General features: G+C 72.0%; 12 protein-coding genes. 6 read left to right on the top strand and 6 right to left on the bottom strand.

Annotated features, from left to right (window positions below; translation table 11 throughout):
• The first annotated feature begins 2 nt into the window (after window positions 1–2).
• Both NS184_RS04635 and NS184_RS04630 read left to right on the top strand, forming a co-directional pair.
• Complete coding sequence (locus tag NS184_RS04635; protein WP_058724968.1) at window positions 3–2,084, top strand: iron ABC transporter permease; 2,082 nt, start codon at window positions 3–5, stop codon at window positions 2,082–2,084.
• An 81-nt stretch (window positions 2,085–2,165) separates the two neighbouring features.
• Window positions 2,166–2,957, top strand: coding sequence for a hypothetical protein (locus NS184_RS04630; protein WP_058724967.1), 792 nt, complete (start codon window positions 2,166–2,168; stop codon window positions 2,955–2,957).
• Between the two features lie 58 nt (window positions 2,958–3,015).
• Here the strand turns inward: NS184_RS04630 and NS184_RS04625 are convergent, their stop codons facing one another.
• Window positions 3,016–3,915, bottom strand: coding sequence for an SDR family oxidoreductase (locus tag NS184_RS04625; RefSeq protein WP_058724966.1), 900 nt, complete (start codon window positions 3,913–3,915; stop codon window positions 3,016–3,018).
• A 147-nt stretch (window positions 3,916–4,062) separates the two neighbouring features.
• Here NS184_RS04625 and NS184_RS04620 point away from each other — a divergent pair, with 147 nt between their 5' ends.
• A complete protein-coding gene (locus NS184_RS04620) occupies window positions 4,063–4,836 on the top strand; it encodes a hypothetical protein (RefSeq protein WP_152998056.1) in 774 nt (257 codons plus the stop codon).
• Window positions 4,837–4,839: 3 nt separating this feature from the next.
• Here NS184_RS04620 and NS184_RS04615 read toward each other — a convergent pair whose 3' ends face one another.
• Window positions 4,840–5,622 (bottom strand): endonuclease/exonuclease/phosphatase family protein, encoded by a 783-nt coding sequence (locus tag NS184_RS04615; protein ID WP_058724964.1) that lies wholly within the window; start codon window positions 5,620–5,622, stop codon window positions 4,840–4,842.
• A 16-nt stretch (window positions 5,623–5,638) separates the two neighbouring features.
• Complete coding sequence (locus tag NS184_RS04610) at window positions 5,639–6,208, bottom strand: sigma-70 family RNA polymerase sigma factor (protein WP_058724963.1); 570 nt, start codon at window positions 6,206–6,208, stop codon at window positions 5,639–5,641.
• Between the two features lie 49 nt (window positions 6,209–6,257).
• Between NS184_RS04610 and NS184_RS04605 the strand changes: the two genes are divergently transcribed.
• Complete coding sequence (locus NS184_RS04605; RefSeq protein WP_058724962.1) at window positions 6,258–6,893, top strand: TetR/AcrR family transcriptional regulator; 636 nt, start codon at window positions 6,258–6,260, stop codon at window positions 6,891–6,893.
• A gap of 15 nt (window positions 6,894–6,908) precedes the next feature.
• Here NS184_RS04605 and NS184_RS04600 read toward each other — a convergent pair whose 3' ends face one another.
• The 3 genes from NS184_RS04600 to NS184_RS04590 all read right to left on the bottom strand — a co-directional run bounded on the left by NS184_RS04600 (window position 6,909) and on the right by NS184_RS04590 (window position 11,381).
• Window positions 6,909–8,420, bottom strand: coding sequence for an LCP family protein (locus NS184_RS04600; protein ID WP_058724961.1), 1,512 nt, complete (start codon window positions 8,418–8,420; stop codon window positions 6,909–6,911).
• A gap of 147 nt (window positions 8,421–8,567) precedes the next feature.
• Window positions 8,568–9,221: a GntR family transcriptional regulator gene (locus tag NS184_RS04595; RefSeq protein ID WP_083513453.1), complete on the bottom strand. Its 654-nt coding sequence runs from the start codon at window positions 9,219–9,221 to the stop codon at window positions 8,568–8,570.
• Window positions 9,222–9,233: 12 nt separating this feature from the next.
• The gene (locus NS184_RS04590) at window positions 9,234–11,381 is read right to left on the bottom strand and encodes an MMPL family transporter (protein ID WP_058724959.1); all 2,148 of its coding nucleotides are present in this window, start codon (window positions 11,379–11,381) and stop codon (window positions 9,234–9,236) included.
• A gap of 70 nt (window positions 11,382–11,451) precedes the next feature.
• On the opposite strand from NS184_RS04590, the gene NS184_RS04585 reads away from it, so the two are divergent.
• Together NS184_RS04585 and NS184_RS04580 are read left to right on the top strand one after the other, a co-directional pair.
• Window positions 11,452–11,856: a MarR family winged helix-turn-helix transcriptional regulator gene (locus NS184_RS04585; protein WP_058724958.1), complete on the top strand. Its 405-nt coding sequence runs from the start codon at window positions 11,452–11,454 to the stop codon at window positions 11,854–11,856.
• A gap of 69 nt (window positions 11,857–11,925) precedes the next feature.
• Entirely contained in the window at window positions 11,926–12,954 is a 1,029-nt protein-coding gene (locus tag NS184_RS04580; RefSeq protein WP_058724957.1) for an LCP family protein, read from the top strand.
• The last annotated feature ends 64 nt before the right edge of the window (window positions 12,955–13,018 follow it).

Here is a 13,018-nt window from a genome sequence, read left to right as displayed (position 1 = left end):
CGGTGACCGGCACCACCGCGCCCACGCGGGCCGGGAGGCGCCCCTCGGGCGTCGCCCGGCCCGCGCTCGGCGTCCTGCTCCTCGTCGCCGGGATCGTCCTCGTCGCGGTGCTCGCCGCCGTCGACACCACCCAGGGCACCGCGAACATCGGGGTCGCCGACGTCTGGAGGGCCCTCACCGGCCGGGCGGACGGCGCCGACGCATCGGTCGTCGTCGCCTCGCGCTTCCCCCGCGCGGTCGCCGGTCTGGTGGTCGGCTTCGCACTCGGCGTCGCCGGAGCGGCACTGCAGGCGGTGACCCGGAACGTCCTCGCCGCGCCGGACACCCTCGCCGTGAACGCCGGCGCGTACCTCGCGCTCGGCATCGTGTCGGTCTCGGGCATCGGGCTCCCGGTCGTCGCGCAGTCCGGCGTCGCGTTCCTCGGGGGGCTCGCGGCCGCCGCCCTGGTGCTCGCACTGTCCGGTCTCGGCAGCGGGACCCTGCGGCTCGTCCTGGCCGGCACGGCGCTCGCCCTCGGTCTGGGGTCCGTCACGCAGGCGCTCGTCCTGCTGTTCCCGCAGCAGACCCGTGGGCTCTACAGCTGGAACCAGGGCGGCATCGCGCAGAACGGGTACGACACGATCCTGCCGATGCTCCCGGTGGTCGCCGTCGGGGTCGTCGGGTTCCTCCTCCTCTCGCACCGGGTGGACGCCCTGGCGCTCGGTGACGACGCAGCCCGCGGACTCGGGGTCCCGGTCCGGAGCACCCGGATCGTCGCGGTCGTCCTCGCGGTGCTGCTCTCCGCCGCGGCGGTGACGATCGCCGGTCCGATCGGCTTCGTCGGACTGTGCGCACCGGCGCTCGTCCGCCCGGTCGCGAGGACCTTCCCCACACTGCACCGATCCTGGGCGCTCCTGACCGTCTCGGGCCTCGTCGGAGCCGGTGTCGTGCTCGCCTCGGACGTCCTCCTCCGCGCCGTCGTGTCGGGCGACCGGGCCGTGACCGTCCCCACGGGCGTGGTCACGAGCGTCCTCGGCGCGGTGTTCCTCGTCGTCATGGCGCTCCGGATGCGCGACACCGGGCAGACCACGCCACTCGAAGTGTCGCGGATCCCGGGTCGGCTCGCGGTCGCCCTGACCGTCGCCGCCCTCGCGGCCGCGCTCGTCGGCGTGGTCGTCGCATCGGTGCTGCTCGGGGACGCGATGCTCCTGCTCGGGGACGTCTCGAACTGGCTGACCGGCCGGGCGAACCAGGCGATCGCGTTCATCCTCGACACCCGGGTCCCCCGGGTCGCCGCTGCCCTCCTCGCCGGTGCCGCACTGGCACTCGCCGGGACGCTCGTGCAGGGTGTCACCCGCAACCCGCTCGCCGACCCCGGGGTGCTCGGCGTCTCGAGCGGAGCCGGACTCGGTGCCGTGCTCGCCGTGACGGCGGTCCCCGCGGCGTCGACGTGGGGCGTGGCCGGGGCTGCGTTCGTCGGTGCCGCGCTGGCTGCGCTCGTGGTGTTCGGTCTCGCTGCCCGCGGTGGCTTCCGGCAGAACCGCCTCGTGCTCGTCGGTGTCGGGGTGTCGGCCGGGCTCACGGCGCTCATCAGCCTGCTCATCGTGGTCACCGACCCGTTCAACGCGAACAAGGCGCTGACCTGGCTGTCGGGTTCGACGTACGGCCGGACGTGGCAGGACTCCTTGCCGGTCGTCGTCGTGCTCGTCGCGGCCCTGGTGCTCGTGGTGCCGGCGCACCGCGAGCTCGACCTCGTCTCGCTCGACGAGGACTCACCCCGGTTGCTCGGCGTCCGACTCGGCCGGACGCGGCTCGGCTTCCTGGCACTCTCGGTGCTGCTCACCGCGACGGCGATCGCGGCGGTCGGGACGATCGGGTTCGTCGGGCTGGTCGCCCCGCACGCCGCGCGTTCGGTGGTCGGACGAGCGCACGCCCGGGTCGTGCCGGTGGCGGTGCTGGTCGGGGCGGTGCTCGTGTGCCTCGGGGACCTGCTCGGCCGGACGGTCATCGCTCCGGCGCAGCTCGGCGCGGGCATCCTGACCGCGCTGGTCGGGACGCCGTACTTCGTGTGGCTGCTCCTGCGCACGCCGCGTTCGGGTCAGTGAATATGTTGCATTCTTGATGATCGGCTGCGATCCTGGGGTGAGCGTCGAGCCCGATCGACGCCCACCCAGGGAGGCACGACCATGGCCGCACGACGCCGCATCATCGCCGACATCGCTCCCGAGCGCTCCGCGTTCGGCCGCTCGGTGCTCCTCGAGTCGTGGCGGGCACTGCTCCCCGACACCTTCGACACCGTCCTGCCACTGACGCTCCGCGACCGCGTCCGGCTCGCAGGGAGTGACCGGTTGGTGGTGTCGGACGAATCCGGGCCGGCGACCGGCGGACGCATCGCTGCCGGCGCGCTCGAGTTCCTGTGGCTCGATCACGCGGCGGACGTCGACGCCGTCCCGAGCACGCCCGGGGGCATCGCGGTCTCGGTCAGCGCTGCGGTCGACCTGGCCCTCGACGTCGACGACCTCGCGGCCGCCGTCACCGCGGTCGCCGGTGAGCAGGATGCGCCGACGATCTCGGTGTTCCGCCTCGACCCACGTGACGCCGACCGGTCGCACGACCTCGTCCGCGCGGTCCGACGGATCTCCACGGTGCCGGTGGACCTCGTCGCCCACGACCTGTCGACCGACGTCACCGCACGGCGTCTCCTCGACTCCCGACTGGTCGTCACGGTCGACCGGACGGCCGAGCACGTCGCCCGGTGCGCGGGGGTCCCGACGGTCCGGTTGGGAGCACACGACGACCTCACGGAGCTGTACGTCGCGCTGCACGCGCCACTCGACTCGATCGACGGCGCGGACCTGCGGGCCGCCCGCTCGACCGCGTTCGCGCTCGACGCGTGGCAACGGCACCGGCTCAGCACGACGGACGTGCGGGCTGCGGTCGGTCCGTCCGTCACCGACGAGGACCGCGTAGCGGCCTGACGGACGGGAGGCGCGGTGCCGGCCGGCACCGCGCCTCCCGTCCGCCTCGTGGTCAGCGCTACGGCGTCGGCATGCCGCCGTCCACGTGCAGCGTCTCCCCCACGACGTACGACGACTCACCGCTGGCGAGGAACACGTACGCCGGCGCGAGCTCGGCCGGCTGACCCCAGCGGCCGAGGTAGGTCTGCTCCCCCGCACTCGGGAGGTCCTCGGGCTTCTGCCCGCCGGCGGGCTGCAGCGGCGTCCAGATCGGCCCTGGGGCGACGGCGTTCACGCGGATGCCCTTCGGCGCGAGCTGTGCAGCCAGACCCTTGGCGAGGTTGTTCACGGTCGCCTTGGTCGCGGCGTAGTGCACGAGGTGCGGCGACGGCGCGTAGGCCTGGATCGACGTGGTGTTGATGATCGTCGAGCCGGGGGCGAGGTGCGGCACGGCCGCCTTCGTGATGCGGAAGGTCGCGTAGACGTTGGTCTTGAAGGTCTCGTCGAACTCCTCGTCCTCGATGTCCGTGATCGAGTCGACGTTCTGCTGCTTACCGGCGTTGTTCACGACGATGTCGAGCCCGCCGAGGCCCTCCACCGCCTTCGCCACGAGTTCCTCGCACCACTCCTTGGACGTGATGTCCCCGGGGAGTGCCACGGCCGAGCGCCCGGCGGCCTCGATGAGACCGACGATGCGCTGCGCGTCCTCCTCCTCCTCGGGCAGGTAGGAGATCGCGACGTCGGCGCCCTCGCGGGCGTAGGCGATCGCGACCGCGGCGCCTATGCCGGAGTCCCCGCCGGTGACGAGCGCCTTCCGGCCCTCGAGACGACCGGAGCCGCGGTAGGTGTCCTCGCCGTGGTCGGCCGGCACGTTCTGCGCCATCTCCTCGTCGGTGCCGGCGCCGGGGAGGTACTGCTCGTCGGGCTTCTTGTCCGCGTACATCGCGGTCGGGTCCTGCATCGTGTACTGGTCCGTCATGGGCCGTACGGTACGCAGGTACGGGTCCGCCGTCGTCCAGCGCACTGTCCCCCGACGGCCGTCGCGAATGTCACGGGGAGGTGACGGCCCGGAACCGATTCGGTAACACCCGTCGTCCACCGAGGTCCGAGGCCGTACGGTCGTGTGGTGACCTCCCGCCCCCTCCTCGCGCTCGGCGTCGCCGTGCTGGCCGCCTCGGCGACCGTGCTCGCGACCGGCGCACCCGCCGGGGCGGCGGAGTCGGTGCAGACGTCCTCGGCGACGCCGTCCGTGTCGAACGGCAAGCTCAAGCGCGTCGATGCCATCGAGCTCCGTGCGGAGTCGCTCGTCCTCGAGCGCGACCACCGAACCGTCGTCGACGTCTCGATGCGCGACGCCCGCTCGACCGTCAGCCTGCTGAACCGGCTCCTCGGGACGCCGTCGCGCACCCAGACAGCCGAGGGCGACGGTGGAGCGTGCTTCCCGGCCGGCACGACCTACACCTGGGGCGGTGCGATCCGCGTCGCCGCGCTGTCCACCCCGGCCGGGCTCGGCAACGCCGTCGAGATCCGCGTCCTCCGCGACGAGGTCCGTTCTCGCAGCGGGTCGATGGTGGAGCTGTCCGGCCCGCACGGCGTGCAGGTCGGCGACGACATCGAGCGGCGGATCGAGCGGACGGCGCCGGAGGACCGGATGTCCTTCGGTTCGGACGACTCGGACGCTCCGTCGGCCTGGCAGGTGCTCCTGCAGCGCGGCTGGGACGACACCGAGCAGCGCACGGACGACCGATCGAGTGACGACCGCCGTGCGCGTGCCCGAACGGACGACGACGCCGCCAGCACGGATGACTCCGGTCGGAACGGCGTCTCCGCCCTGACCGACGACACCACCGTGACCGTCCTCGGGTCCCCGATGCCGGTCAACGCGACGGACGGCTGCTGACGATCACACCCGGATCGTCGCGACCACCGGGAAGTGGTCGCTCGCGGACCACGTCTCCGGGCCGTCGTGGTCGATCACGATCCGGTCGACGGCGCGCACACCCCGTGTCCAGACCCAGTCGATGCGGTCACCCGACGCCACCGGCGGCTCCCAGTCGTTGAACGTCGCAGTCCGGTCCCGCGGGTCCCCGGCGACGTCCCACGCGTCCGTGAAGCCCGCCTCGGCGAGCACCCGTGACGCGCGGCCGGTGCCTGCGGGTTCGTTGCAGTCCCCTGCGATCACGACCGGTCCGTCGACGGCGGCCGTCCGCTCCGCGATCAGCGCAGCGCTCCGCGCCCGGACCTCGTCGCCGTGCGGCCCCTCCTCGTGGTCGAGGTGGGTGGTCACGATCGTGAACGCGCCAGCGTCGACGTCCACGAAGCGCGCGTGGTTGACGATGCGAGGGAAGACGCTCCCCCAGGTGTTCGACGCTGGCTCGTCAGGGGTGTCCGACAGCCAGAACGAACCGTGCTCGACCGGACGGAGCCGGTCGCGCCGGAAGAACACGGCGGCGTGCTCGCCCGCGGTGCCGCCCTCGCGTCCCTGACCGACGTCGCCGTGCTCCGACAGACCGGCGCGGAGGTCGTCCATCTGGTGGTCGAACGCCTCCTGGACGCACAGGACGTCCGGGTCGTGGCGCCGCACGATCTCGAGCAGCACCGGCAGGCGAGCGGGCCAGTCGTGTGCGGGGTCGGGGTTCTTGACGTTGTAGGTCATCAGGGTGATCGGACGCTCGGCGCTGCTCACCCGTCGAACCTACCGATCACGCGGGTTCCGGGACCATGACCCGCCGGAGTGCGATGACGCCGTCACGGGCCCGCGTCTTGGCGGTCCCCACCGGGACACCGAGCTCGGTGGCCAGCTCCGGTCCGGACAGTCCCACGAGGTGCCGGAGCACGACTGCCTCGCGCTGCCTCGCGGGGAGACCGGCGATGCTGCGGCGCAGGGCCGCACGGTCGAGGACGCTCTCGGCCCGCTCCGTGGCGGAGTGGTCGATGGCCTCGTGGTCGCGAGCCCCGATGCGGAGGTCGCGGTCACGGTCGGCGCGACTCTTCCGCACGCGGTCGATGGCCCGCCGCTGGGCGATCGTCCGGACCCAGGCGATGACCGAGTGCCGGGGGTCGTACCGCTCGGAGATCAGCCAGATCTCGAGGAAGACGTCCTGCACGACCTCCTCCACCTGACCGGGGTCGTTGAGCTGGTGACGCACGTAGCGCTCGACGAGTGGGCGGAAGCGTTCGTGCAGTGCCGTGAACGCGCGACGGTCACCGGCAGCGACGGCGAGCATGAGGTCGCGCTCCTGGGAGCGCTTGGCGAGGAGTTCGTCGTTCATATCCGATATTTTGCATGATGCAAAATGGACTCACAAGTACACTCTGGGTGTGACCGCACCTCCACCGGATCCCGCTACTGTTCGCCGCCGCACCGCCAAGGGACTGCGCACCCGTTCCCGGATCGTGCAGGCCGCAGCCGAACTCATGCTGACCCGTGGCGTCGCCAGGACCACCCTCGACGACATCGGTGCCGCTGCCGGGGTCGGTCGGTCGCAGCTCTACCACTACTTCCCCGACAAGGACGGGCTCGTCCGGGACGTGATCGAGCTGCAGGCCGACTCGGTCCTTGCGCACCAGGGCTCCGACCACGCCGGACTCTCGAGCTGGGACGCGTGGTCGCGCTGGCGGGACCGCATGGTGGACGAGGCCCACACGGGTGGCTGTGTCGGCGGGTGCCCGCTCGGTTCGCTCGGCACCGAGGTCGCCGAGCGCGACGCCGCGGCACGCAACCTGGTCTCGGCCGGCTTCACCCGCTGGGAGGCGGTCTTCGAGCGCGGGATCACGGCGATGCAGGAGCGCGGCGCGATCGGTCCGACCGCCGACCCCACGGCGCTCGCAACCGGGGTGATGGTCGCGCTCCAGGGCGGGCTGCTGCTCGCGCAGGTCCACCGTGACGTGCGTCCACTCGCCGTCGGCCTGGACACCGCGATCGCGGCGATCCGGAGCCACGCGACCACGGCGTGACCCCGGTGACCAGCATCAGTTGATGCAGACGTTCGCCTTGCCGTAGTTGTGCACGTCGGTCGACTTGGGCGAGGGCTCACCGCTCGGCTTCGCGGAGGACCCACCGGACGACGACCCGCCGGACGAGGACCCGCCGGCGGCCGGCGTCGAGGCCGACGATCCTGGCTGAGCCGGCGCGGAGACGGTCTTGCCGTCGGAGCCGAGCACGAGCGTCACACCCGTGACGTCGCTCGTCCGGACGGCGACCGCCCCCGGGGTGACCGCCGCGACGGCCTTCGCCTGGGCCTCCATGCCCGCCGGGTACTGGACCTGCGTGGCCTTGGTCGTCTCCGAGGAGCCGGGCGTCCCGACCTGGAAGCCCCGCGCGGTGAGGTTCTGGCTCGCGGCCGCCGCTGCCCCGGTGACCCCGCTGCCGTTCAGCACGGTGACCGTCGTGCTCGCGGGCGAGGCGCTCGTGGCCTTGGTGTAGGCCTCCGGCTGACCGACGAGACCCTGCACGAAGGCGGGCAGACCGACCTCGTCGACCTGGACGATCGAGAGCGCGGAGCCGTTGACGGTGATCGTCGGCGTGCCGAGCGTCGGGATCGTCGCCGACTGGATGTTCCCGGGCCGGAGATCACGCATCTGCGCCGCGAGCGACACCAGGTCGGTGTCGGTCTGGATCGAACCGCCGACCGCCTTGAGGATGTTGCCGAGCTTGACCGGGTTGAGCAGCGTCCCGGCGGACAGGACCTTCCGGGCCTCCTGGGACAGGAAGTACTGCTGGCGGACGTTGCGGTCGAGGTCACCGTTCGGCAGGCCGTGGCGCTGGCGGACGAACGAGAGTGCCTGCTTGGCGTCGAGCGAACTCTTGCCCTTCGGCAGGTTCACGCCGGAGTACGGGTCGTTGACCGCGTTGTTCAGGCAGACGTCGACCGGTCCGAGTTCCTTGACGACCTGGTAGAAGCCGAGCAGGGAGACACGGACGTAGTGGTCGATCTGCAGCCCGCTGAGGTCCTGGATCGTCTTGATCAGCAGCTTCGCACCGCCGGTGTCGCCCCCGCCGTTGAGGGTGCCGTAGTAGAAGGCGCTGTTGAGCTTGCCCTTGCCGACGCCCGGGATGTCGACGTACGAGTCGCGGGGGAAGGAGATCATCGTCGCCTGCGAGCCGTCGGCGTTGATGTGGAGCACGATCATCGTGTCCGTGTTGGTCGCGCCGCCGTCGCTGGTCGTGCTGAGCTCGGCCATCTGCTCCGGTGTCGCGTTGTCCGGACGGTGGTCGTCACCGACGAGCAGGATGTTCTGCGCTTCGCCGTCGACGTCGTTCTTCGTGTCCTTCTTGCCGGTGATCGCGTTGACGATCGTGACGCTGCCCGCCAGCTGGTCGTACGTGTAGAACGCGTACGCGCCGCTGAGCGCGACGGCCATCGTGACGACACCCGCGATCGCCGGGAAGACGGCGCTCAGCCGCCGCTTCTGCCGCCCGTGGCGGGGCGGCACGGAGCCGCGGCGGGCGCGGCGGGTCGTCTCGTCGGGTGCATCGCTCACCCGGAAAGGGTAACCGCAGTGCTCGGACCTGCCATGAGAACGCCTGGCAGGTCGCTCCGGACGGCCGTCACCACGAGGCGGACGGGAGGCGCGGTGCGGGCCCGCACCGCGCCTCCCGTCCGCCGAGCGGTCGCGTCCGCGGCCTCGCTACTGCTCGCGCGAGGGCAGCAGGTGCACGGCCTCCATCGCGAGCTCGGCCGCGATCGGGTCCTTCGCCAGCACTGCCGCCTTGAGCCGCTCGAGTTCGGGGACGACCGTGTCGACGGGGATCATCTCAGCGAGCTCGGGCACGCGCAGCTTGAAGGCCAGCCCGTCGGTCGTGGACCGGCAGAGGGCCGCGAGGGAGGCGTTGCCGCACGCCTCGACCCACATCGCGTAGATGTCGGCGCCTTCTCGGGCGACCTCGTCCTGATTGCCCTTCGTCGACCGCGTGACCACGTCGTCGAGCATCTTCACGACCTTCTTGCGCTGCGCCTCCGTGAAGCGCGGGACCGCGAGCCGCACGACGCCCCCGTAGATCACGCCGAGGGTGCGGTACGCGTCGAGGAGCTCGTCCTTCGTCGGCGCAGCCACCCGCGTGTACCGGTTCGGCGCCATCTCGATGAGGCCGGAGCGGGAGAGCTCGGCCAGGGCTTCGCGGATGGGGGTGCGGGAGACGCCGAGCCAGGCGATGAGGTCGTCGTCGTTCAGCCGCTCGCCGGGTTCGAGGGTGCCGTCCATGATCGCGTCGCGGATCTTGTCCTGCACGGTGTCGCGGAGGAGTTTCCGCTCGGCGGCGGGCTGGGTCGAGGGCACTGGCATGTGCCCAGCGTGTCACATGTGATGGGCAGGGCGTGAGAGGCGCGACGGCCACCACGCCCGACGGCCGAGCTCGTACGTCAGGGCCGGGACGAGCAGGGACCGGACCACCACGGTGTCGAGCAGCACCCCGAACGCGACGACGAACGCGATCTGCGCCAGGAACAGGATCGGGATGACGCCGAGGGCCGCGAAGGTCGCTGCGAGGACGATCCCGGCGGAGGTGATCACACCCCCGGTGACGCCGAGACCGCGCAGCACCCCCTCGCGCGGACCGTGCCGCAGGGCCTCCTCCCGCACCCGCGTCATCAGGAAGATGTTGTAGTCGACGCCGAGCGCCACGAGGAACACGAACGAGTACAGCACCACGCTCGGGTCGGCCCCGGGGAAGTGGAACACGTGGTCGAAGACGAGCGCGCCGACGCCGAGCGCGGCCGCGAACGACACGATCACGCTGCCGATGAGGACGAGCGGCGCCACGATGCTCCGCAGGAGGAGCATGAGGATGAGGAGGATCACGACGAGGACGACCGGGATGATGACCGACCGGTCACGGATGCCCGTGTCGTTCGTGTCGAGGGCGGTCGCCGTCACGCCGCCGACGATCGCGTCGGGGTCGACCCGCTCGACCGCGGTCCGGAGGTCGCGGACGGTCTGCTCGGCGGCCGCGGAGTCCGCCGGGTCGGCGAGCGTGGCCTCGAGCAGGACGTCACCGCGCGAGACCGTCGGCTCGACGGAGTCGCCACCGGGGCCACCAGCCGCCGTACCGCCGGTGCCGCCCGTACCGCTCACGGGCACGGTGCCGGACGGGGAGTCCTTCGCCGCCGCGGTCACGCCGTCGACCCCGTCGACGTCGGTGATCGCCCGCACCAGCTCGTCCTGCCGCGTCGCGCTCCCGATGACCTGCGCCGGACTGCCCGAGCCGCCAGGGAAGTGGTCGGCGAGGACGTCCTGGCCGTCGCGGGCCTGCGACGCCCCGATCACGAGGTCGCTCTGCGGCACGCCGTCGGCACGCAGGCCGAACAGGCCGACCCCCATGGCGAGGAGCCCGACCGTGCACACGACCCAGACGATCCGCGAGCGACGCGCCACGAGCCTCCCGACCGATGCCCACAGCCCCTTCGCGTCCGGACCCGTGACGACGGGGTGGGCGCTGCCGTACCCCGGACGGAGCGGCCAGAAGGCTGCGCGCCGGAAGGCCAGGAGCAGCGCAGGGAGGAGCGTGAGCGCAGCGAGCAGGCTGAACGCGATGCCGATGGCCGCCACCGGACCGAGCGCCTTGTTCGAGTTGAGGTCCGAGAAGAGCAGGCACAGGACGCCGACGATCACCGTGCCGCCCGACGCGAGGATCGGTTCGAGACTGCCGCGCAGTGCGGCCTTCGTCGCACCCCACCCCGTTCGGTGGTCGCGCAGTGCCTCGCGGTACCGCGCCGTGTACAGCAGTGCGTAGTCCGTCGCGGCGCCGATGACCAGGATCGAGAGGATGCCCTGCACCTGGCCGTTGACCGTCACGACGTCGGCCTTCGCGAGCCAGTAGACCACCAGGATCGAGGCGCAGAGCGCGAACGACGCCGTGCCGAGGACGAGCACGGGCAGGAGCGGCGAGCGGTACACCACGATCAGGATGACGAAGACGGCGGCGAGCGCCACGCCGAGCAGGAGGCCGTCGATGCCCGCGAACGCCTCGGTCAGGTCGGCGGTGAACCCGGCCGGTCCGGTGACGTGGCCGCGCAGCCCGGACGGGAGGGCGTCGTCCACCTCTGCGCGGATCGCCTGGACGGCGTCACCGGTCTCGGCGCCCTGCGTGAGCGTCGCGACGATCTCGAGGGCGTCACCGTCCTCGCTCGGGATGACGGGGCTGACGCCCTGCACGTCGTCCCGGTCTCCGAGCGTGTCGGCGAGCGCGGCGGCGGCGGTGCGGTCCGACCCGGTCAGCCCACCGTCGCGTTCGAGCACGACGATCGCCGGCGCCCCCGATGCCTGCCGGAACTCGGCAGCGCGCTCCTGCACCTTCGTGGCGTCCGCCGAGGCCGGGAGGAACGAGGTCTGGTCGTTCGTCGAGACGTCGGCGATCTTGCCGAAGTACGGCCCGCCCACGGAGGCCACGGCGAGCCAGACGACGATGACGACGGCGGGGAGCACGATGCGGAGGAAGCGGGACACGGGTGCGAGCGTACACGGATGATCAGCATGCTGATCATGTCCGTCCGACCGCGCTCCGTAGACTGCTGTCATGGAGGAGCACGCCGCCGCATGGCCACTCGGCCGACTGTTGGCAGCCGCGGCACGACGCGTCGAGCGCGACTGGGACGAGCGACTCCGCGAGATCGGGCTCCCCCACGCCGGGCTCATCGCGATCGACATCCTCATCAGGACCGGGCCGACCGGGGCGGACACGATCGCCCGTGTCGCGCGGGTGCAGCCCCAGACGATGTCGAGGACCCTCGAGCGCCTCGAGCGGGACGGCCTCGTCGAGCGCAGTCCGCACCCGGACGACCGTCGGCGACGGGTCGTCACGGTGACCGAGGCCGGACGGGCGGCATGGGACACCGCCAGGCACATCGAACGCGAGGTGCTCCCGGAGGACGGACGTCTCCGCGAAGCGCTCGTGGCGATCATCGGCCGGACGAACACCTAGCATCTGAAATGTGATGTGCGTTACTCTTGGAGGGTCGGCATCAGGGCCGACCCGACCCCAGGAGTCCGCGTGTCCGAACGCCGTGCCGCCCGCCCCGTCTCCCACGCCGCTGCTCGTGCCCCGCGGAGGCGGCGACCGTTCCTCGTCGCGCTCGTCGCGACGCTCGGATCGCTCGTGGGGATCGCCGCGGTCGTCGCCGTGGTCGCCGGCGTCTTCATCGGCGGCCTCGCCCGCTCCTTCGACAGCGGGGCGACGACGATCCCGGACGCCTTCCCGACCGGGGACCGGCCGGCACCCACCGGCGCACAGAACATCCTCCTGATCGGCTCGGACTCGCGGGCCGCGCTCGACCCCGACGGAGACCGCGCAGCCGGCGGCCGCTCGGACACCCTGATGCTCGTGCACGTCCCCGCCGACCGCCGGGCGGTGTACCTCATGTCGATCATGCGTGACTCCTGGGTGCACGTCCCCGGCCACGGTGAGGCCAAGATCAACGCCGCGTACAGCTGGGGCGGCGTCCCGCTCGTCGTCGAGACCGTGGAGCAGTTGCTCGACAGCCGGATCGACCACGTCGCGGAGATCGACTTCGCCGGGTTCCGCGGCATGACGGACGCACTCGGAGGCGTCACGGTGCAGTCGCCGAAGGCGTTCGAGACCCGTGGCCACTCCTTCACCGCGGGTCCGAACCACCTCGACGGCGACGCGGCGCTGACGTTCGTCCGCGAACGGTACGCGTTCGCCGACGCCGACCACACCCGGGTCCGCAACCAGCAGGCGTTCATGCGTGGTGTCGTGGACGGCGTGCTGTCGAAGGGGACGATCACGAACCCCGGGCGCATCCAGGACTTCGTGTCGGCGACGAGCGAGTACCTCTCGGTCGACGCCGGACTCGACTTCCGCACCCTGGTCGGCCTCGGCTGGTCACTGCGGGACGTCCGCTCGTCCGACCTCGTCACCTTCACGATGCCGACCGCCGGCGGGGGCACCTCGCCGGACGGCCAGTCCTACGTCGCGGTGAACACGCTCGCCGTGCAGTCGCTGTCCCAGGCCCTGCGGTCGGACGACGTGCCGACCTGGCTCCGGGCGAACCCGCAGTAGCGACGGCCCGACCCGCAGGAGCGACGAGCCGACCCGCAGGAGCGACGCCGACCGCGCGACGAAC

This window comes from Curtobacterium luteum (genome assembly GCF_001475545.1).
In the GTDB taxonomy this organism is placed as follows: domain Bacteria; phylum Actinomycetota; class Actinomycetes; order Actinomycetales; family Microbacteriaceae; genus Curtobacterium; species Curtobacterium luteum_A.
The sequence above is the reverse complement of the archived record's forward strand: the minus strand, read 5'-3'. Positions and strand labels throughout refer to the sequence as shown.